The 20,329-nt window shown below is 64.7% G+C and carries 19 protein-coding genes; 10 read left to right on the top strand and 9 right to left on the bottom strand.

Annotation, left to right across the window (positions count from 1 at the left end):
* Positions 1 to 25 precede the first annotated feature (25 nt).
* From DMR_RS20765 to DMR_RS20750, 4 genes are all read left to right on the top strand, one after another.
* Positions 26 to 934 (top strand): decaprenyl-phosphate phosphoribosyltransferase, encoded by a 909-nt coding sequence (locus tag DMR_RS20765; RefSeq protein ID WP_043601292.1) that lies wholly within the window; start codon positions 26 to 28, stop codon positions 932 to 934.
* Positions 931 to 3,144 (top strand): SDR family oxidoreductase, encoded by a 2,214-nt coding sequence (locus DMR_RS20760; protein WP_015863012.1) that lies wholly within the window; start codon positions 931 to 933, stop codon positions 3,142 to 3,144. The genes DMR_RS20765 and DMR_RS20760 overlap by 4 nt, the downstream gene beginning before the upstream one ends.
* A complete protein-coding gene (locus DMR_RS20755; protein WP_015863011.1) occupies positions 3,144 to 4,316 on the top strand; it encodes a glycosyltransferase family 4 protein in 1,173 nt (390 codons plus the stop codon). Before DMR_RS20760 ends, DMR_RS20755 begins: the two co-directional genes overlap by 1 nt.
* Positions 4,317 to 4,814: 498 nt before the next feature.
* Positions 4,815 to 5,999, top strand: coding sequence for a glycosyltransferase family 4 protein (locus tag DMR_RS20750; RefSeq protein ID WP_015863010.1), 1,185 nt, complete (start codon positions 4,815 to 4,817; stop codon positions 5,997 to 5,999).
* A 115-nt stretch (positions 6,000 to 6,114) separates the two neighbouring features.
* On the opposite strand, the gene DMR_RS20745 is transcribed toward DMR_RS20750, so the two are convergent.
* The 3 genes from DMR_RS20745 to DMR_RS20735 all read right to left on the bottom strand — a co-directional run bounded on the left by DMR_RS20745 (position 6,115) and on the right by DMR_RS20735 (position 8,978).
* The gene (locus DMR_RS20745) at positions 6,115 to 7,269 is read right to left on the bottom strand and encodes a Fic family protein (protein ID WP_015863009.1); all 1,155 of its coding nucleotides are present in this window, start codon (positions 7,267 to 7,269) and stop codon (positions 6,115 to 6,117) included.
* 89 nt (positions 7,270 to 7,358) lie between these two features.
* Positions 7,359 to 8,582, bottom strand: coding sequence for an ABC transporter permease (locus DMR_RS20740; protein ID WP_015863008.1), 1,224 nt, complete (start codon positions 8,580 to 8,582; stop codon positions 7,359 to 7,361).
* 9 nt (positions 8,583 to 8,591) lie between these two features.
* On the bottom strand, positions 8,592 to 8,978 hold the full coding sequence (locus DMR_RS20735) for a winged helix-turn-helix domain-containing protein (RefSeq protein WP_015863007.1): 387 nt from the start codon (positions 8,976 to 8,978) through the stop codon (positions 8,592 to 8,594).
* A 138-nt stretch (positions 8,979 to 9,116) separates the two neighbouring features.
* On the opposite strand from DMR_RS20735, the gene DMR_RS20730 reads away from it, so the two are divergent.
* The 4 genes from DMR_RS20730 to DMR_RS25655 all read left to right on the top strand — a co-directional run bounded on the left by DMR_RS20730 (position 9,117) and on the right by DMR_RS25655 (position 13,107).
* Positions 9,117 to 10,499 (top strand): MATE family efflux transporter, encoded by a 1,383-nt coding sequence (locus DMR_RS20730; protein ID WP_015863006.1) that lies wholly within the window; start codon positions 9,117 to 9,119, stop codon positions 10,497 to 10,499.
* 2 nt (positions 10,500 to 10,501) lie between these two features.
* Positions 10,502 to 11,386 carry a DUF2156 domain-containing protein gene (locus tag DMR_RS20725; RefSeq protein WP_015863005.1) on the top strand — a complete coding sequence of 295 codons (885 nt, stop codon included), beginning with the start codon at positions 10,502 to 10,504 and terminating at the stop codon, positions 11,384 to 11,386.
* A 167-nt stretch (positions 11,387 to 11,553) separates the two neighbouring features.
* On the top strand, positions 11,554 to 11,940 hold the full coding sequence (locus DMR_RS20720) for a response regulator (RefSeq protein ID WP_015863004.1): 387 nt from the start codon (positions 11,554 to 11,556) through the stop codon (positions 11,938 to 11,940).
* 189 nt (positions 11,941 to 12,129) lie between these two features.
* A complete protein-coding gene (locus DMR_RS25655) occupies positions 12,130 to 13,107 on the top strand; it encodes a 4Fe-4S binding protein (protein ID WP_015863003.1) in 978 nt (325 codons plus the stop codon).
* Positions 13,108 to 13,233: 126 nt separating this feature from the next.
* Here DMR_RS25655 and DMR_RS20710 read toward each other — a convergent pair whose 3' ends face one another.
* The gene (locus DMR_RS20710) at positions 13,234 to 14,175 is read right to left on the bottom strand and encodes a sulfite exporter TauE/SafE family protein (RefSeq protein WP_015863002.1); all 942 of its coding nucleotides are present in this window, start codon (positions 14,173 to 14,175) and stop codon (positions 13,234 to 13,236) included.
* Positions 14,176 to 14,394: 219 nt separating this feature from the next.
* Here DMR_RS20710 and DMR_RS20705 point away from each other — a divergent pair, with 219 nt between their 5' ends.
* Positions 14,395 to 15,249, top strand: coding sequence for a uridine kinase (locus DMR_RS20705; RefSeq protein ID WP_043601289.1), 855 nt, complete (start codon positions 14,395 to 14,397; stop codon positions 15,247 to 15,249).
* A gap of 468 nt (positions 15,250 to 15,717) precedes the next feature.
* On the opposite strand, the gene DMR_RS20700 is transcribed toward DMR_RS20705, so the two are convergent.
* Positions 15,718 to 15,930: a hypothetical protein gene (locus tag DMR_RS20700; protein WP_015863000.1), complete on the bottom strand. Its 213-nt coding sequence runs from the start codon at positions 15,928 to 15,930 to the stop codon at positions 15,718 to 15,720.
* 85 nt (positions 15,931 to 16,015) lie between these two features.
* On the opposite strand from DMR_RS20700, the gene DMR_RS20695 reads away from it, so the two are divergent.
* Positions 16,016 to 16,360 (top strand): helix-turn-helix transcriptional regulator, encoded by a 345-nt coding sequence (locus DMR_RS20695; RefSeq protein ID WP_015862999.1) that lies wholly within the window; start codon positions 16,016 to 16,018, stop codon positions 16,358 to 16,360.
* An 85-nt stretch (positions 16,361 to 16,445) separates the two neighbouring features.
* On the opposite strand, the gene DMR_RS20690 is transcribed toward DMR_RS20695, so the two are convergent.
* The 4 genes from DMR_RS20690 to DMR_RS20675 all read right to left on the bottom strand — a co-directional run bounded on the left by DMR_RS20690 (position 16,446) and on the right by DMR_RS20675 (position 20,180).
* Positions 16,446 to 17,189, bottom strand: a complete 744-nt coding sequence (locus tag DMR_RS20690) for a hypothetical protein (RefSeq protein ID WP_015862998.1) — start codon at positions 17,187 to 17,189, stop codon at positions 16,446 to 16,448.
* A gap of 117 nt (positions 17,190 to 17,306) precedes the next feature.
* Positions 17,307 to 17,549: a hypothetical protein gene (locus tag DMR_RS20685; RefSeq protein ID WP_015862997.1), complete on the bottom strand. Its 243-nt coding sequence runs from the start codon at positions 17,547 to 17,549 to the stop codon at positions 17,307 to 17,309.
* A 13-nt stretch (positions 17,550 to 17,562) separates the two neighbouring features.
* The gene (locus DMR_RS20680; RefSeq protein WP_015862996.1) at positions 17,563 to 19,041 is read right to left on the bottom strand and encodes a sigma-54-dependent transcriptional regulator; all 1,479 of its coding nucleotides are present in this window, start codon (positions 19,039 to 19,041) and stop codon (positions 17,563 to 17,565) included.
* Positions 19,042 to 19,334: 293 nt separating this feature from the next.
* Entirely contained in the window at positions 19,335 to 20,180 is an 846-nt protein-coding gene (locus tag DMR_RS20675) for a substrate-binding domain-containing protein (protein WP_015862995.1), read from the bottom strand.
* Positions 20,181 to 20,329: the final 149 nt, after the last annotated feature.

The following is a 20,329-nucleotide window of genomic DNA, read 5'->3' as shown; positions in this document are numbered from 1 at the left end:
TCCCGGCGAGGCCGGTTGGAGCGCTATGCCGAAAACCACGTCGCGGACCGCCGCCTACTTGAAGCTGGCCCGGCCGCACCAGTACGTCAAAAACGCCTTTGTCTTCCTGCCGCTGTTTTTTGGCTGGAAGCTCACCGACCCGGCGGCGCTGTGGAGCGCCTGCTTGGCCTTTGCCGCGTTCTGTCTGGCCGCCAGCGCCGTTTACGTCATAAATGACCTAAAAGACGTCGAGGAAGACCGGGCCCACCCCACCAAGCGCAACCGCCCCCTGGCCTCGGGCGCGTTGACCCCGGCCCAAGGCCTGCGGTTCGCCGGGGCGCTGCTTGGCGGCGCGTCCGTGCTGACCCTCGTGCTCGGCTCGAGCGGCTTTGCCGTCATCCTGGCCGGCTATCTCGTCATTAACGCCCTCTACAGCTTTGGCCTCAAGCACAAGGCGCTCATTGATCTGGCCTGCATCGCCGTGGGCTTCGTGCTGCGGGTGTTTGCCGGCGGCGTGGTCACGGCCGTGACCCCCAGCCACTGGATCGTGCTCATGACCTTCCTGCTGGCGCTGTTTCTCGGCTTCGCCAAGCGCCGCGACGATCTGCTGCTGTCCGCCGCCGGCTGCGAGAAAACGCGGCGGTCGCTGGACGGCTACAACCTGGAGTTCGTCTCGGCCTCCATGATCATCATGGCGGCGGTTGTCATCGTCAGCTACATCCTCTACACGCTTTCCCCCGAGGTCATCGCCAAGCATGGCTCGGACAAGCTGTATCTGACCGCCATTTTCGTCATCCTCGGCGTCCTGCGCTACTTGCAGATTACCCTGGTCGAGTGCAAAAGCGGTTCACCGACGTTGGTGCTTTTGCGTGACGGCTTCATCCAGGCCTCCCTGGGGCTGTGGATTGTCAGCTTTTACCTTATCCTCTATGTGGAGCGTGTCCGGAATCCATGAAGAAAATCATGCTGTTCTATCCGCCGGGGCGGTTTTACCAACGCGGCGAGGACCGTTCCCAGGGCAACGTGGAGCAGTCCACGGCCACGTCCATGCGCGCGCCCAACGACCTGGGCTACGCCGCCGCCACCCTCAAGCAGGAAGGGTTCGCCGTTTTCCTGCGCGACTACCAGACCGAGCGCTGCGCCCCGGCCGATCTGCTGGCCGATTTCGACCGCGAGGCCCCGGACGGCATCTTCGTCAGCATCACCAACTCCACGATTTTCAACGATCTGACCCTGGTGCGGCAGCTGAGGGCCAAAAAGCCCGATCTCTTGGTCATGCTCAAGGGCGCGATCTTTTTCGATCCCGACGAGGCGCTCCTGGCCCAGCTTGATCTGGCCGACGTCACCTATTTGATCGGCCTGGAATCCGACTTCATCGTCGGCAAGCTCGCCAAGGCCCATTTCGACGATCCGTCCGGCGTGCCGGCCATTCGCGGCATCCTCTACAAAAAGGACGGCGTCTGGACCAAGACCGACTTCGCCTCCTGGGAGACCGACCTCGACAGCCTGCCGTTTCCCGACCGCAGCCTGATCAAAAACGCCCTCTACGTGCGCCCCGACACCGGCGAACCCCAGGCCACCATCGCCACCTCGCGCGGCTGCCCCTCAGCCTGCATCTTCTGCATGACGCCGAAGATTTCCGGCAAAAAGCTACGCCTGCGCTCGCCGGAAAACATCCTGGCCGAACTCACCGACTGCTACGCCAACCACGGCATCCGCGACTTCTTCTTCAAGTCCGACACCTTCACCTTTGATCCGGCCTGGACCCAGGCCGTGTGCCAGGCCATTCTCGCTTCCCCCCTGGCCGGCAAGATCCGCTGGGTGGCCAACTCCAAGGTCAAACCCCTGGACAAGGACACGCTGGTCCTCATGAAAAAGGCCGGTTGCTGGCTGGTGGCCTTTGGCTACGAGTCGGGCAGCCCGGAGACGCTGTCGCGCATCCGCAAGAACACAACAATCCACGACAACATCCAGGCCACCAAATGGGCCAAGGAAGCGGGGCTCCTCACCTTCGGCTTCTTCCTCATCGGCCTGCCCTGGGAAACCAGGGAACACCTCGAAGCCACGCGCAAGCACATCTTCGAGCTGGACAACGATTTCCTGGAACTCCACATTGCCATTCCCTATTACGGCACCCGGCTCAACGAAATCGCCCGCGAGGAAGGGCTTTTGCCCGGTTCGGTCCTGGGCAAGGACTATTTCAACGCCCCAACCGTCGGCACCAGCACCCTGTCCATGGAAGAAATCGAGGCCTTCCGCAAAAAAACGCTCCTCGATTTCCACCTGCGCCCGTCCTACATCACCCGCAAGCTCGTCCAGGCCGGCGGCAACCCCAAAATCATCGCCAACTACGCCCGCTTCGGCCTGCGGCTGCTCAAAAACACCCTCATGCCGCCCAAACGCCCGCGCGCTTTGACCCCGGACGGCGCGCCGCCCCACGTTGCCATTCTCGGCGCCAATTCCGACATCGCCCTGGCCCTGGCCCGCCAGTTGGCCGCGCAGGACCACGCCTCCCTGGTGCTGGCCTCCCGCGACCAGGATCGGCTCAATGTCGCCGCCGTGGATCTGGCCAAGGACTGCGACACGGACGTCAGCGTGCGCCATTTCGACGCCCTGGATTTCGCCGGCCACGCCGCCTTTTTCGATTCCCTGGACCCCATGCCCGATGTCCTCGTCCTGGCCTTCGGGCTGCTCGGCGACCAGGCAGCCGGCCAGCGCGATTTCGCCGCCGCCCGCACGGTCATCGACACCAACTTCACCGCCGCCGTCTCCATCCTGGAAATCGCCGCCGACCGCTTCGCCAAGCGCGGCCACGGAACCATCGTGGGGCTGACTTCCCCGGCCGGCGAGCGCGGCCGCAAGAGCAACTACCTCTACGGCGCGGCCAAGGCCGGGCTGACCACGCTGCTTTCCGGCCTGCGCCACCGCCTGGCCGGCACGAGCGTGCGCGTCGTCACCGTCATCCCCGGCTGGACCAAGACCCGCATGACCGCCGCCGCGCCCACCCCCGCGCGCCTCACCGCCTCGCCCGAGCGCGTGGCCGGCGACATCCGCAAAGCCCTTAACGGCAAGGCTGACGTCCTCTATACCCCGTGGTTCTGGCGGCCCATCATGGCCCTGGTGCGCGCGCTCCCCGAAAAACTCTTCGTCAAAACGAATCTCTAATGAACATACTCTTCCTCAATCACAATCCCGAGCGCTACGGCACCTACTTCCGCTGCTACCACCTGGGGCGGCATCTGGCCGATCGCGGCCACAACGTGACGCTGGTGTGCGCCTCCCGCGAGGCCACCCTGCGCACCACCGAACGCAAGGAAGGCGGCCTGCGCATCCGCTTCCTGCCGCGCGTCAACCTGGCTACCTACCACACCGGCCATACCCTGCGGATGCTGCTCAATACCCACGAATGCCTGCGCACGCCCATGGACATCCTGCACAGCTTCGCCTTTCCGCTGCATCCCATCAGCTTCCCCACCCTGGTGACCAGCCTCCTCAAGCCCCAGGTCAAGATCGTGCTGGACCACGACGACATGTGGAAAGGCGGCTTCATCGATCAGCATCCCGGACCGGTAAGGCTGCTCTACAATTACACCGAGGACCACCTGCCGCGCATCGCCGACCAGGCCACCGCCGCCAGCGACATCCTCATCGGCAAATTCCGCGGCGCCGGCCTGCCAGCGGACAAAATCCACTATATCCCCAACTGCCCGACCATCCGCCTGGACATGCCGCCCAAGCACGAGGCCCGGGCCGCCCTGGGGCTGGCCCCGGACGACAAGGTGCTGCTCTCCATGGGCCACACCTACACCGAATCGCTTTTTGCGCTGCTCGACGCCTACGCCGCCGCCCGCGACACCCTGCCGGGCCTCAAGCTCCTGTTCCTCGGCAAGATGCACATTTCCGACGACTTCAAGGCCCGCATGAAGCCCTACGAGGAACGCTTCGCCCCGGACATCGTCAAGATCGGCGAAAAACCGCCCACCGACGTGCCGCGCTATCTGGCCGCCGCCGACGCGCTGCTGTTGCCCATGGACGACGATCCCATCGAAAAGGCCCGCTTCCCCATCCGCTTCGGCGACTATCTCGCCTCGGGCGTGCCCGTCGTCTCCAACGCCGTGGGCGAAATCAAACGCATCATGGAGTCCCGCGACTGCGGCTACACCGCGCCCGTGGGCAACGCCGCCGCCTTCGGCCGGGCCATCGTCACCGCCCTCACCGACGAGGCCGGCCGGCAGCGCAAACGCGAAAACGCCAGACGCCTCATCGCCGAGGAACTCAACTGGCCCGCCGTGGCCGCGCGCCTCGAAGCCGTCTACGAAAAGACGTTAAGCGAATAACCCGGTCCAGGGCGCTGCCCTGGACCCGCACGGGCGCGGCCAGTGACCCGGCAGGGCGCTGCCCTGCACCCGCTGGGACGCTGTCCCAGACCCTGCCAGGGCGCTGCCCTGGACCCGCCGGGGGGATAATCCCCCCGGACCCCCTGATCGTCTGCGGCGGGCGGGGGAGCCGGCAGGGAGGCCGGGCGGCAGGCGGACGCCGAAGAAGGGGCCGGAATCGCGCCCGGCGATGCCGCCGCTGGCGCGGCAGGCTCGCCGGACCCGATTCCGGCCCCTACCACGCCACGGCCCCCAAAGCGGGGCCGTAAGGATAGATTTTCTGCTGACAGGATAGGGTTGCCCGGCGTGAACAGATACCTTGGATGAAATGGGCCGTCGGCACATCCCGTGAAAAGTTTTTGGGGAAGGAGGGGGCTCGGGGGAGGAAACCCCTTTTTTCAAAAAGGGGTTTCTTCCCCCGATTCCTCTTCTCTCCATCTTCTCCAAAAGGACAACCATATGCGTATATTTGTGCCGGCGATGGGGCGGGTGAACACGAAGAACCGGGACGGCAGCGAGGTCAGGTTCGCCGAGATCGCCAAGCGGTGGCTGGCGGAGGGCGTGACGCTGGAGATGTTGTTGCCGCGCCGGGAGATCGGCGTGCTGGAGTCTCAGGGCGTGCGCGCCTCCTGGCACGTGCATTGGGAGCCGTTCACCAGCGAATCCGACCGGCTGTGGAACGTGCTGGCAGTGTATTTGTGGCGGATGCTGACCTGTCCGCTGGCCCGGTATCCCAAGGGCGTGGACGCGGTCTACGCGCCATCGGACTTTTTGTTCGATCTGCTGCCGGCCCTCTTGTGCCGTTGGAAAAATCCGGCGGCCAGGCTCGTCGTGTGCGTGTTTCTCATCGCCCCGAACCCCTTTAAGGGCTACGAGAACGTCTTTGGCGGCAAGTGGAAGCTGCCGTCGGTGCGCGGGGTGCTCTATTACTGCGCCCAGTGGCTGAGCGTCTGGCTGGCCCGCAAGGCCGGCGCGACCCTGCTCGTGCTCAATTCCCTGGACAAGGATTCGCTGATCGCCATGGGCGCGGACCCGGCCACGGTCCATGTAGTGACCATGGGCGTGGACGCCGGCTTTTTCGACGGCGTGGACGTGGCGGCCGACACGCCGCGTTATGACGGCATCTTTCTGGGGCGGCTGCATCCGCAAAAGGGGCTTTTCGATCTGGTGCGCATCTGGAAGCGGGTAAGCGAAAAGCGTCCCGGCAGCCGGCTGGGCGTCATCGGCGGCGGCAGCGACTGGTGGTTCGGCAAGCTCAAGCAGGAGATCGCCGCAGCCGGGCTGACCGGCCAGGTCGATCTGCTCGGCTTTCGCCAGGGCGAGGACAAGGTGCGGCTGCTCAAGGCCGCCGGCGTGTTTTTGATGCCCAGCCACTACGAGAGCTTCGGCCAGGTGGCCGTGGAGGCCATGGCCAGCGGCTTGCCGGTTGTCGCCTACGATCTGCCCATTTATCGAGAGATTTTCCCCACCGGCATGATCAAGACCGCCCTTGAGGACGAGGCGACCTTCGCCGCCGAGGTGCTGTCCCTGCTGGAGGACCCGGCCCGCCGCGAGCGTGCTGTGGCCGAGGCTCGCGCCCGCGCCGCCGTCTTCGACTGGGCGGCCATCGCCGAGCGCGAAATGGGGTTTGTGACGCAGCGGTAGGGCGATTGGCGACCGGTCACGACTCGCGTCTCAGGGATGCGTGATTTTTTAAGAAAATTGGTGTGTTAAATTCTTTGCCTGGGAAAAGCCCTAAGCGCTTTTCGCGGATGCGGCACTAACGGGCGTCGTCGATGAGCCGGTAGCGGTTGCCCGTTTTACAGATCAGCCCGAGGCGTTCCAGATTCTTGATGTCGCGCCGGATCGTTTTGTCGCTCACCTGCCGATAGAGCAGCTTGAAGGGGTTGGTCTGCCTGAGGTCATGGCTGTCGAACGCCGTGTCGCCTGCGGCCAACAACAGTTCGACGAGCTGATGCTGGCGCGGGGAAAGCTCTCGGGCCTGGTTCTTGAGATACGCGACATAGTCTCGATACAGCAGCGGTTTGACGCCCTCGACGATTCGTGCCCTGAACTCTTCCAGGGAAGCATTCAATGATTTGAAAAAGAACTCCAGAAACGGCTGCACGCTGTCGTCAGCGTTGTTTTCCGATTTCGAAAACGCGATGTAGTAGGCGTGCATGTCCCGATAGTAGGCGTTCCACAGCGTGCTCGGGATAAGCCGATAGCCGGCCGCCGCCAGAATCATGGCCTCGATCATGCGGGCCGTGCGCCCGTTGCCGTCCCGAAAGGGATGGATTTTCGCCAGATGATAATGCGCCAGGGCCGCCCGGATGACCGGGTCGGTCCGCAGCAGTGCATCGCTGTTTATCCAATCCACGAACGCCGCCATGAGCGTCTTGATGTCTTCCAGGATTTTTGGGGGCACATACGTGCCGCCATGCTCCGGGTTGCCGACCTGCACGGGCGTGTTGCGATAAAGACCCGGCGAGATGGCCGCGTCGTTGACGCCGATAGTGATGGCGGCGTGGACGGCCTTGATAAGATCCTCGCTGAGCAGAAGGGGTTTGGCGTCCTTGGCTTTATTGGCAGCGAGGATAAACTTGTCGTGGGTAGCCTTGAGGTTGAGGATTTCCCGCTCGAAATCGTTGGCGGCCGTTGCCGGGCCTTCTCTTCCCAGCAAGGCGCCCACAGCCTTTTCGTCCAGGGGATTGCCTTCCAGCGCCGCCGTGCTGAAGATGGACTTGCGGATCAGGTCGGCGTCGAGAAACGCCGCCAGATGCGGCGGGGTCGGCAATGAGGCGATGATGTCGTAGCAGGCGTGGAAGACCTTGAGTTCGGTAGCGATGTTGTCTTGATCGAAGCGGCGGGAGAAGACGAAATTGCCGGACTTGAACGTCAGGACCTTGTGGATTTCCCGGGCTGTCGTGGGCATGATTTTGTCCAGCTTAAAAGTAATGAAATCGTACTGATAAAATTATTCATGTCCTTTAGTTTGTCCAGGGAATTTGCCCAGAAAAGTCCTTATTCGTCCCGCAGCACCGCCAGCACCTCGACATTGGAGGCCTGCCAGGCCGGATAGGCCCCGGCCAGGATGCCCAGGGCCGCCGAGCCGATGAGCGTGCCGCCAATCAGCGCCGGGTGGTAGACCTGGGGAAATTCGCCCACCCGGTAGACCACGGCCAGCACGCCCAGGGCCACCACCGTCCCGGCCGCACCGCCGGCCGAGGCCATCATGCCGGATTCGATGAGAAACTGGCGCACGATGTCCTTTTTGCGCGCTCCCACCGCCCGCCGGATGCCGATCTCCAGACGCCTGGCCCGCACGAGCAGGATCATGATGGAGAGGATGCCCAGGCCGCCGATGCCAAAGGACAGCGACGAGCTGATAAACCCCAGGGTCTGCACCAGATCCAGCGCCTGTTGCTTGACCTCCATGGTGTCCTTGGCGGTCAGCACCTTGAAATCGTCGGGCTGCCCCTTGTCGGTCTTGATGTCGTGGCGCTTGCGCAGGATGTGGACGGCGGCTTCCCGCGAGGCGTCGAAATCCGCCCCGTCGGCCAGGCGCACGTACACCCCGTGGATGTAGGTCTTGTTCGACATGCGCCGCATGAAGGTGGAAAGCGGCACGAAAATCTGTTCGTCCTGGTTGGCCCCGGACACGTCCGAGCCTTTTTCCTCCATGACGCCGACGACGGTGAGCCTGGCCCGGAAGATGAAGACCGACTGGCCCACTGCCGCCTCGGGCGTGCCGAAAAGCCGCCGGGCAATGGCCGGTCCCAGGGCGCAGACCAGCTCCCGCTCGTCCTCTTCGGCCTGGTCGAAGAAACGCCCGAACTGGGGCGTGGCGCCGCGTATGGACGGATAGGCCGGCCAGGTGGCCACGAGTTGGCACATGACCTTCTTGTCTCCGGCCCGGATGGGCATGGGGAAGCTGAGAAACGGCACGCCGTCCACGGCCGAGGGCAGCCCGCGCAGCAGGGCCACGGCGTCGGGGAGCTTCAGATTGGTGTTGCCGGCGTCGGGGCGGATGTCGCCCCGGCGGAAACGGATGTTGCCGGTCATGGCCATGAGCAGGTTGGGCCCGAGCTTTTCCGTCTCGATGACGGCCTTGCGCTCCATGGCCAGGGTCACGTGCAGCACGCCCGTGAGCGCGAACGCACCGAGAAAGACACCGAGCATGGCCAGCACCGTGCGCATCTTGTGGGTCGCCAGGGACTTCAGCGCGATACGCAGGCTAAAAAGCACCGGCAGGCCTCAGGAAGAAGAGGGGGCTTTGGGGTGTTCTTCGTTGTACGGTTCGGTTGGCCAGGGGAAAAGCTCCTTGGCCCGGGCCACGGCAAAGGCTTCCACATCCTTGTGCCAGACGCGAAAAAGCTGCACCAAGTCATGGCCAAGGGGGGTCAAGCGAAAGCCTTTTTTGGGGCCCGAACGCTCCACCAGCGGTTCGCCGATGACGGTTTCCGTCTGCTTCATGCGGCCCCAGGCGGCGCGGTAGGACATGCCCATGGCCGAGGCCGCCTTGTTGAGCGACCCCAGTTCCTCCACAAGTTCGAGAAGTTGAATCCGGCCCAGTCCGAGCAGCATGCCGTCTCCGGTTTCGAGCCATAAATGCAGCCGCTGCACGGCGTTGATCGTGTGCATCCGCTTTCCTCACGAGTCCGCTCTGGCGTTATGTCAAAGCTGTCTTATCCTTAGCCGGCCGCTGTTGCCAAGGGGGAGTTGACCGCGAAGGCCGGCTCCCGTATCGCCAGACGCCTTAAGCGCGACGGCGGAGGTTGCATGGAGAAAAAAAGCGGACTGCTGGCCGCCGGCGTCGGCTTCGGGACCATCTGGTCCCTGGCCTGGCCGCAGATCCTCATGATGTTTTTGACGTTTTGCATCGGCTTCGTCGATGTCTACGTGGGCGGCCGCATCGACCGCGAAACCCAGGCGGCGGTGGGCGTTTTGGCCCAGGCCATGTTCTTTTTCCAGGTCGTTGCCGCTGCCGTGGCCAACGGGGCCGTGGCCGCCGTCAGCCAGTCCGAGGGCGCGGGGCGTCTGGCCCGGGCCGGGCGCTATGTCTGGCTGTGCCTGCTGGCCGGCGTGGCCGCCTCGGTGGCCGTCATGGCTCTGGGGCTGGTCTTTCGTGACGCCTTTCTCGGCTTGCTCCAGATGCCGGCCCCCATCTGGGACACGGCCCGCTATTTCCTGACCGTCCTGTTGCTGCTGCTGCCCATCCAGTCGTTTTTCATCATCGCCAATGCGCTCTTTCGGGCGCGCCGGCTGGTCATGACGCCGCTTTTCGCCTGGGGGCTGGCCGCCGTGCTCAACACCCTGGGTGATTTCGGCTTTGGCCTGGGGCGCTTTGGCCTGCCGGACTTCGGCTATGCCGGCGTGGCCTGGAGCACGTTTTTTTCGGTCACGGCCGGCATGGCCTTCAACCTGGCCGCGCTCATCCACGTCGGGATGCTGCGGCGCGACCAGTTCCCCCGCTGGCGCTGGGTGCGCTGCGCCAGCCGCTATCTCTTGAAGGTCGCCTGGCCGTCGGGGCTGATGCAGATCGTGTGGCATACCGGCTATCTGCTGCTTTTTTCTGTGGTCGGCTCGCTGCCCACGGGCAGCGTGGCTGCCCTGGCCGGCATGTCAGCCGGCATGCGCCTGGAATCTATCCTGTTTTTGCCGCCCATGGCGTTTAATTTCACGGCCTCCATCCTGGTCGGCAATCTGATCGGGGCCGGCCGGCCCGACGAGGCCCGGCGGGTGGGCTACCGCATCGCCTGGGCGGGCGTGGCCGCCATCAGTCTCATGGGGCTTTGCCTGTGGCCGTTTCTGCCGGCTGCGGCCGCGTTTGTCTCCCCGGACCCCGAGGCGGCGGCTCAGGCGGTTTCCTACCTGCGATACAACGTCGCGGCCATTCCCTTTACCGTGGCCGGTCTTATTCTCATCGGGGCCATGACCGGAGCCGGGGCGACGCTCCTCACCATGTTCGTCACCGGCGGTTCCGTTTGGCTTGTGCGGTTGCCCTTGGCGTTTTTATTGGGGCATAGCCTCCTTGGCCGGGCCGAGGGGGTGTGGATTTCCATGTTTGTGTCCCAGGCCGTGCAGTCGCTGGCCTGCCTGGGGGTGTACCGCTACGCGGATTGGACGCGTTTCGGCATGGGCGGCGGCAAGACGAGGAAGTAACGATGCGAGAAGGTTTTGAGGCTATTTCCCTGGAACGGCGCGACGAATACCTGGAGCGCCTGGCCCGGTGCCCCGAAAAGGTATCGGACTACAGCTTCGGCAACCTCTGGGGCTGGGCCGAGGAGTACGGCCTGTCCTGGCGGTTTGGCGAAAGCCATGTCTGGATTTTGCAAACCAAACCCTACGAAGTCTTTTGGGCGCCGGTGGGACCGTGGACCAACGTCGACTGGAGCGCCTGCCCGTGCCTGGCCCAGGGGCTCGACTTCATCCGGGTGCCCGAAATGTTGTGCGGCATCCTCTCCGACGCCATGCCCGACCGGGTGACGACCCAGGAGGCCCGGGACCACGACGACTACGTCTACAGCGTGCCCGAACTGGTCGAGCTTCGGGGCAACAAGTTCCACAAAAAGAAAAATCTGCTCAGCCAGTTCCAGCGCACCTACGACTACGAATACAAGCCGCTGACCCCGGACTGCGTGGAAGAAACCCTGGAACTCCAGCGACAGTGGTTCGCCTGGCGCGATCCCGAGGATTCCGGGGCGCTTTTGGCCGAAAACCAAGCCATCGTGCGGGTGCTCCAGAGTTGGGACCGTTTCCCCGGCCTCATGGGCGGGGCCATCCGGGTGGACGGCGAGATGATCGCCTACACCGTGGCCGAGGCGCTCACCCAGGAAATGCTGGTGATCCACTTCGAAAAAGGCCGGCCGGGCTTCAAGGGCGTGTATCAGGCCATCAATCAAATGTTCCTGGCCGACGCCGGCGTTCCCTATGCCTTGGTCAACCGCGAGCAGGACTTGGGCGACGAGGGGCTGCGTAAGGCCAAACTCTCCTACAACCCCTGCATGTATCTCAAAAAATGCAAGGTTTCCGTGGCGGCGGCCGGATAAGGCTTATGCGGTCTTCGTCTGGCGCAGACAGGATCGGCCGCGAGCGCCGTCGTGGCAGGAAGGTTTTGTGCCGTTGCAGTGTGGGTTTGGCTTGCCTTTTCGGGCAAAACAACCAACATTGGTCGGTGCTGTTTTGTTGCTGATCCTGTACCGGTTGGGGCGAAAGCATGAATAAGACGCTTCGTATTCTCGTCGTTGACGACTCCAAGGTCATGCGCGGGGTGCTGCGCAAGATGCTCGGTTGTGACGGAACCGAAGTGCTGGAAGCCCACGACGGCAAGCACGCCCTGGAAGTGCTGGCCGTCGAGCCGGTGGACTGCGTCATCTCCGACTGGAACATGCCGCGCATGAAGGGCATCGATCTGTTGCGCCAGGTCCGGCAGGACGCCGCCCTGGCCCACCTGCCCTTTGTCATGGTCACGGCCGAGGCCATGGCCCAGAACGTGGCCGAGGCCGACGCCGCCAGTGTCAGCGCCTACCTCACCAAGCCCTTCACCGCCGAGGACCTCTGGACCACCCTGCGCGGCATCCTGCCGGGGGCCGCGTCGGCTTGACGCTCCACCCGAGCTTGCCCCGGCGCAGGCTCGTGTCGCCCCTGGCGAGAAATCCATGCCGTTTCCTGCCAACAGGTGAAAGCCGGGAGCTCTTCTCAAAAATACCGTCGTATTTTTTGAAAACCCAGGACCGCCCGCCGCCAAACCTTTTCTTTCCTGCCGCACCGTCAGCCAACCAAGGTCTCACCCATGTCGTACCGTATTTCGCCCAAGGCGCTGCTGCGCCTGCCGCAGTGGTTTTTCTTCTTGGCAACGGTCTATATCGGGGTGGAGTTCGCCCGCTTCTGTCTGTCCGTGACCGCCGGCCAGGCCGGCACGGTGGCCCGCCCGGCCGGCGTGGAAGGCTTTTTGCCCATAAGCGCCCTGCTTGGGCTGCGCCGGCTGCTGGCCACCGGCTCTTTTGATCCGGTGCATCCGGCCGGGTTGTGGATTCTTCTGGCCGCCCTGGCCATGGGGCTGGTCTTTCGCAAAGGCTTTTGCGGCCATGTCTGCCCCGTCGGCTTCCTGGCCGCGCGCCTGGGCCGTCTGGGCCAGCGCCTGGGCCTGGCCCGCAGCCTGCCCCCGCGCCTGGACGCCGTCCTGGGCCTGCCCAAATACCTGCTGCTGGCCTTTTTCCTCTTCACCACGTTCTTCGGCATGGACTTGGCCGGCATCGAAGCCTTCCTGCGCTCGCCCTACAACATCACGGCCGATGCCCGGATGCTGCTGTTTTTCGCCCACCCCAGCCTCACCGCCGTCGTGGTCCTGACCGTCCTGGCCCTGCTCGGGCTCGTCTATCGCGGCTCGTTTTGCCGTTGGCTGTGCCCCTATGGCGCGCTGCTCGGGCTGCTCGCCCGTCTTGGCCCCACGACGCTCACTCGCGACGCCGATGGCTGCACCGGCTGCGGCCGCTGCCGCGCCGCCTGTCCGGTGGATCTGCCCATAACGGCCGGTCCGCGCCCCATGACCTGCTCGGGCTGCGGCTCCTGCGTGGTCGCCTGCCCCCGCCGGACCTCAGCCGTACGCTTCGCCTTTGCCGGCATCCCCGCGCCCTGGTGGCTCACCGCCACCGGTTCGGCCGGCGTCTTCGCCCTGGTCTATATCGCGGCCAACGCTCTGGGCCTGTGGCAAAACGCCCTGCCGCTGAACATGCTGGCCCGGCTCTACGCCATGGCCCTGGGCGGCTGACGCTTCAGGCACGCCGTGGGGGCCGTCGCATCCTCAAGGCGGATTTGTTGATTATCCGCCAGCCTCCTGTCGATTCCGCTCGGGCATGGCCTGGAACCCCGGCCGTTAGCCCAGCTGGAATGCCGGTTAGCGCAGAAAGTCGACTGTGTACTTGATGCCCGTGTACAAGAGCACGGCCACGAGGAAGAGCTTGATGTATTTCGAGGGAACGAACTTTTGGCAGCGCGCGCCCAGATACATCCCGCCCATGCCGCCAAGGCCGAAAAGCAAGCCCAGCATCCAGTCCGGGGCAACCGACATGGTCGGATAGAAGGGCGCCAGAACTTGATAGAAGGCTACACCGGCGACGGAGGTGACAAATGTGCCCATAAGGGCCGCTCCGGCTACGGTATAAACGGGCAACTTCCAGAAGGAGATGAAGAAAGGGGCCACGATGGAACCGCCGCCAATGCCGTAAATCCCTCCCACGATGCCTACGATGAAGCAGAGGCTGAAGATGCCGATGGTCGAGACGGTATAAGTTTCTTCGTAAAATGAATAGGATAGGTGCTTTACAGTGAAGGACAGCACGCGGACAGAGGGGGCGGGGCTGTCGGCGTCCTGGCGGCCTTGGCGTCGGGCCATGGCTTGGAACCGCTTTTCGTTGGCCGCCGCCGCATCCTTGTCGGCGCTGGAGAAAAACAGGCTTTTGACCATCCGCGCGCCGATATAGAGCATGACCAAGCCCACAAACAGCTTGAAGTCGCGTGGATCAGGCAACCAGGCCACGCGCACCACCGCGCCGATAAGCACCCCAGGCAGCGTGCCGACGATAACCATCCAGGTCAGCGGCCAAACCATGCGCCCCTCTTTCACATAGCGGTAAACGCCGCTGGGGATGGCCACGATATTGAAAAGTTGGTTGGTGGCGCTAACGGACGGGTGGGCATAGCCCAAAAACGACATTTGAAAGGGCAGCAGGAGAAAGGCCCCGGATACGCCTCCCATGGAGGTGAAAAAGGAGATGGCAAAGGCGACGACGGGAGGAAGCCAGAGCGCGGTCTCGATTCCGGCGGTCGGGAAGTACATGGGAGCCTCCTGGATTTAACTCACACCGGTTTTATAATATACGTGTCAGTGATGTTTGCCAAGCCGGTAGCAAAGTTAAATGCCAAGGCGTCTTCCCCCTCACCGCGCACGGCGGCGGGTGTCACGGTTTGCTCCTGCCACGTTGCCTCTTGCGCGCTATGCTCTCCAAGGATATACCGACAATTATCCTATATTCAAACTAATCGAAGAGAGGGCGCAATGAGCAAACTCATCCGTGAACAGGCCGAAGGCGGCCGCCTGCATATCGACTCGCCGCTCATGGGCGAATCCCTGGTCAGCCGGGCGCTTTTGGCTACCCAGGGCCAGCGCGAAGTCTTCCGTATGCACCCCGACGTCAACGTGCTCAAAATCGGCGGCCAGTCCATCATGGACCGGGGAGCCAAGGCCCTGCTGCCAATCCTCGACGAACTGCTCAAGGCCAAGGAACAGCACAAGATCATCCTCATGACCGGCGGCGGCACCCGGGCGCGCCATATCTACAACATCGGCCTGGAACTCGGCATGCCCACGGGCGTGCTGTCCAAGCTCGGCGACAAGGTGGCCTCCCAGAACGCCGAAATCCTCTCCGTGCTCCTGGCCAAACACGGCGGCGTGCGCATCGGCCACGGCGATCACCTCGAACAGCTCACCATGTTCTGCCAGCTCGGCTACCTGCCCATCACCCCGGGCATCCCGCCCTACGGCTTCTTCGAACACCCGGCCGAAGAGGGCATGATTCCGCCCCACCGCACCGATTCCGGCGCGTTCCTCCTGGCCGAAAATATCGGCGCGAAATCGCTCATTTACCTCAAGGACGAAAAGGGCCTCTACAGCGACGATCCCAAAAAGGCCAAGGACCGCGAAAAACTCGAATTCTACGGCCGCATCTCCGTCAGCGAACTGACCGCGCTCAACCTCGACGACCTCATCGTGGAACGGCCCGTGCTGCGCTTCCTCAAGCACAGCAAGGTCATCAAACAATTCCAGGTCATCGACGCCCTGCGCCATCCCGAGCACATCCTCGCGGCCCTCAACGGCGAACACGTCGGCACTATCGTCTACAAGGACGAGTAGCGTGGGGTGAGTAGGCGAGGCAGAGAAGACGGAGACAAAGACGAAGACGAAGAGCGGGCTCTGCCCGCACCCGCCGGGGGGCTCAGCCCCCCGGACCCCTGACCTGGGCGACGGGCGACGGGCGACGGACGGGCGCAGCGGCGGACGGCGGCAGTCAGGCCTGCGGCGTGGCGCTGCGCGCGAAGATGGGGTCGGGATTTTGGCTGGGAATAACGGCGCGGGAGCGCCGTTATTCCCAGCCAAAATCCCGACCCCACCCGGGCCCTCGGCCCCGAAGACGGGGCCGAAGTGGTGGAGAAAGAGCGACAGGATGGGCTACGACGAGAGTTGTTTCTGGCTCCCATTGGCTTGGGGGGCGTGATGGCGGCGAGGGCTTCCCTCGCCGCCATCACGCCCCCCAAATCAAGGGGGTCCGGGGGGGATTATCCCCCCCGGCCGCCGGAGGCATCTTCCTCTTTTCTTCTCTCTCTACTCTTCCACCTTCTCACCGCCGACGCCGGCGGGGTCGGTGGGCAGGTAGACCACCTGCGCGCCGATTTCCTTGGCGATGGCTTCGAGTTCACGCTTGCGGATATGTTCGGCGAAAAACTTGATGTCGCCTTGGGCGGCGACCACGCGGAAGCGGGGTTTTTTCTCGCCCTTTTCGATCTTGCGGCGTTCGCGGGCAAATATCTTGGCCATGGCGTCCTCCTGGGGGCACGCGCCCTCGGTTGATGTTAAGATTAACCTATGTGCTTGACGTATATATGTCAAGGGGTGTGAAGCCATGTCGGAAAAAGCGGGGCCGGGTAAACAGGACCGCTACATGCAGCCGTCGATCCTGATGGCGTTGCTGGACGGCCGGTCGCACGGCTATGAGCTGTTGCAACAGATTGGCGAGTATGGATTTTTGAAGGGCGACGCGCCGCCGGGGATGATTTACCGGCACTTGCGCCAGATGGAGGACGAGGGGTTGGTGGCGTCCCAGTGGGACGCGTCCGGGTCTGGTCCGGCCAAGCGGGTGTACGCGATCACGGACGAGGGGCGGGAGGTTTTGGACGCCTGGGTGGGCTACATGGAGCGCCACGCCGCCAGCCTGCTGGCTTTCGTGGAGCGCTACAAAAAACGGTAAGGCCTCTTCCCGCCGAGGGGGCCGGGGGCTCAGCCCCCCGGCGGGCGCGGGCAGAGCCCGCTCTGGTCGTGCTGTTTTCCTTCCCTTAAGCCGCCTTGTCCCGGCGTTTGGCCAGGGCGGCGACCCAGCGGCCGTCGCCGTCGGCGCGCACTTGCAGCACGGCCTGGCCGGCCATGAGCGAGGGCCGCAGCCAGCCGCCGGTGGCCACGGTATGGCCGGGCAGCGGCGTGAGGGGGTCGCGGTCCACGCTGGCCACCTGGATGCCGCGCGCCAGCAGGTCGCCCACGGTCACGGTGTTTGGCAGGGAGCGCATGTCGCCCAGTTCGATGAACCGGCCGCACCAGCCGTGGCGAGTGAGGCCGATGGCCGCGGCCGCGCCGATGATGCCGTCATTGGTGCCGCCAAGGCCGGCCAGGAAGACGCCCGAGGCGGCGGCCATGGCCTGGTCCTGGCGCATGACGCCGCCGTTGCAGGCCAGGGCGAAGCCGACCAGGGCGTCGGATACGGCCCGGCGTTCGGCCAGGCACACGCCCGGATCGCTGCCCTCCGGGGCGCATTCGGTCAGATAGGCGGCGGCGCGGTCGAAAAGAATCCGGCCCAGGGACGCATCGTCGGTTTCGATGACGGCGCAGGCCGAGCTGTTGTTGCTGGTGAAGGGGATTTCCGGCCGTTTGGGCAGTTGGTGGCGCAGCACGGCGCGCAGCCGGTAGGTTTCGGGCAGGGTGGCGCAGAAATCGCGGATGGTGCGGCCGGTGCCCTTGGGCGACGTCTTGGTGTCGGTGTCGTCAAAGCCCAGGTAGAAAGTGAACACGTCCTCGCGGGTGGTCATGGCTGCTCCTTGGGGCGAGCCGCCGCGCTCGCCGATTGGAGGGCCTTTTACCATGGGCCGTTGGGTCGGGCAATGCTAACTGCTAAAAATAACTTGTATTATTTTTAGCACAAATGGCTAGCGCCCCTTGGCCCCGCCCGGCGGCAGGGTTTCCTTGCCCGTGACGTGGTTCATGGAAAAGCCGTTTTGGTAGATCACGCCCGTGGCCGTGTCCATGACGTATTCCTGCTCGCCGTTGGCAATGTATTGGTAACGCCCGACGCTGCGGCCTTCGCCGTAAAAGAACAGGAAGCAGGCCAAGGCGGCCAGCACGGCCAGCTTGAAGGCGATGTCGATGAAGTCTTTCAGTCCCTGGGGCATGGCCGGTCTCCGATCAGACGTCTTCCTCGCCCTCGCGGGCCAGGCCGTATTTGCGGATGCGGTAGCCGATCTGGCGCAGGGTGAGCCCCAGCTCCCGGGCGGCCCGCGACTGCACCCAGCCGTGGCGCTCCAGGGCGTTTAAGACCTGCTGGCGCTCCATGTCGCGCAGTTCGGCCGCGTCCTCGGGCAGAACCGGCGGCCGTTCGCCCTCGGCCAGCACCTCGGGGGGGATGTCGGCGATGTCGATGCGCTCTTCCGGGGCGGTCACGGCCAGCCGCGAGGCCATGAGTTCCATCTCGCGGATGTTGCCCGGCCAGTCGTAGGTCTCCAGCGCCCGCAGCGCCTTGGACGTGAGCGTCATGCGCCGGCCGCCGCGCGCGGCTTCCACCGAAAAAAGATGGTCCAGGAGTGCTGGGATGTCCTCGGGGCGCTCCCGCAGGCTCGGCACGCGGATGGCGGTCAGGGTGGCCACGGCGGTCAGTTCCGGGGACAGCGCCTGTTCGCTGGGGGCCTGGAAGGCCAGCCGCGCCGTGCCCCGGCGCTCCCGGCCGCCGCCCAGGCGGGTGTACGTGCCCGTGGCCAGGTAGGCCGCCAGACGCTGGGCCAGCTCTGGATGCAGACGGTGGGCGTCCTCGATGAGCACCATGCCGCCCTCGGCCTCTTCCAGAAGTCCCGGGCCGCTGCCCCCGGCATAGCCCCGCGCCCCGCCGAAAAGCCGGCGGCCGGCTTCGGCCGGGTCGGACTGCTCCCCGGCTGCGAACACCGTAAACGGATGCACCGCCCGGGGCGAAAGCTCATGGATGAGCCGGGCCAGCACCGCCCGGCCCGAGCCGTCCTCGCCGACCAGGGCCAACGGCGCGTCGGACAGGGCCGCCCGGTCGGCCTCGGCCCGCAACTGGCGCATCACCGGGCTTTGGCCGTCCGAAAACACATGGCGGTAGCGCAACGACACCTTGGAGCGCAAAAACGTCAGTTCCCGGGTGAGGGCCGTTCCGCGCGACACGGCCACCCCGGCCATGTCCGCCAGCCGGCCGATAAGCCCGGCAATGAGCACCGCCGCGCGCAGTTCGTCGGCCAGGGACGCCTCACCGCCCAGGAGCGCGTCGGCAAAAAAAACGCCCGCGCAGGCGCCGCCCACCACCACCGGCGCGGCCAGCATGGCCGCCTCGTCGCGGGAAACCACCACCTCGCCGCTGTCGTCGGCCGCAACCGCCGCCGCGCCGCGCCGCAACACCCGCGCCCGGCCCGCGTCCTGGCCGCGCTCCAGCGTCGCCGACAGGATAAGCCCCATGTCCGGCGATCCCAGGCTGGCCCGTATGGCCGGCCGCTCGTCGGCGTCGAGCAGCACCACGGCGGCATGGGTCAAGGCCGGCGTCTCGGCCAAAACAGCCAACAACCCGGCCAGCACGGCATCCAGGCTGCGGCCCGTGTCCTCGGCAAGGGCCAGACAATCCACAGCCCGACGCAGGACGGCGAAACTCACGGCATCCATAAACAATCGATCTCCCTGGCAACGGCATCACGGCGCGGCAAAACGCTCGCGTCCGTGCCCTTGTTCCCGTTTTGCCGCCGGGAAGTCAATGCCGGGTGAGGGGGGCAGGTGGGGAGTGAATGGGGGAGGGGGAGGCCTCCGGCGGCTGGGGGCCTGAGGCCCCCAGGCCCCCCAGAGGGAAGAAAGGGGGTAAGGGGGGCGATATTGGTCGAAAGGGGTTGAGGAAACGGCGTTTGCCGTCTTTAGGGCGTCGGCTGGCCGGGGCTTGCGACCCCGGCCGGCCGGTGCGTCGGTTATTCGTATTTCTTGGCGTAGGCCGCGTCGTTGTAGAGCGCTTCGCCGTGGGCGTCCTTGCCAAAGGCCCGGATGATGTCCTGCCCCTTTGGGGAGGCCACGAAGGCGATGAAGCCGGCGGCCAGCTCCGAGGCCGGCTTGCCGTCGGTCTGGCGGCACAGGGCGTGGTAGGTGTTGACGAGCTTCTTGTCGCCGGAAAACAGGATTTGCAGCTTGGGGGTGTTTTTCTTTTCGGCCACCCAGGTGCTGCTGTCGGTCATGAAGTAGCCGGCCTCGTCATTGGCCCGCTTGAGGGTGGCGGTCATGAAGGCCTTGGTCACGACGTACCAGTCGCCCGAGGGGGTGATGCCGGCATCCTTCCAGGTGTCGGTTTCCTTTTTGTGGGTGCCGGAGTTGTCCCCGCGCGAGAAGAACTTGGCCTGGGCCTGGGCGATTTTGCGGTAGGCGTCGGCGGCCGAGGTCGCCTTGGCGATGCCGGCCGGGTCGGCGGCCGGGCCGACGATGAAGAATTCGTTGGAGCCAATGAGCGTCGAGCAGCCGGCCCAGCCCTCGGCCACGGCTTTTTTCTCGGCCGCCGGAGCGTGGACCATGATCATGTCCACTTCGCCTTTCTGGAGCATGTCCAGGGACTGGCCCGAACCGGCCTTGATCCAGTCCAGCCGGCAGCCGGCCTGGGCGCAGTAGCCCTCGCCAAGCAGTTTTAACAGGCCGAGTTCGCCGGGGCTGCCGGTGGCCAGGGAAAAGGTCTTGGGGCCGGGGCCGTAGCTTTCCTCGACGGTGGGGCCGGCCAGGGCCGAGCCGGCGGCCAGGATCAGGGCCAGGAAAACGGGGATGATGGCGCGCATGGGTCACTCTCCTGTGCTTTTGGGGCATGATGCTATTCCCATATGTCGGCGATGAGTCAAGATCGGCTGTGTTTTTATGAAGATGTGTTATTTGTGACATGCGTTAAAAAGGACCGGTCCCAGGCCTTTACACGTAATGCTGTTACGTG

It is taken from the genome of Solidesulfovibrio magneticus RS-1 (genome assembly GCF_000010665.1).
Lineage (GTDB): Bacteria > Desulfobacterota > Desulfovibrionia > Desulfovibrionales > Desulfovibrionaceae > Solidesulfovibrio > Solidesulfovibrio magneticus.
Note: the sequence above shows the minus strand (reverse complement) of the source record. Positions and strands in the feature narration are given on the sequence as shown.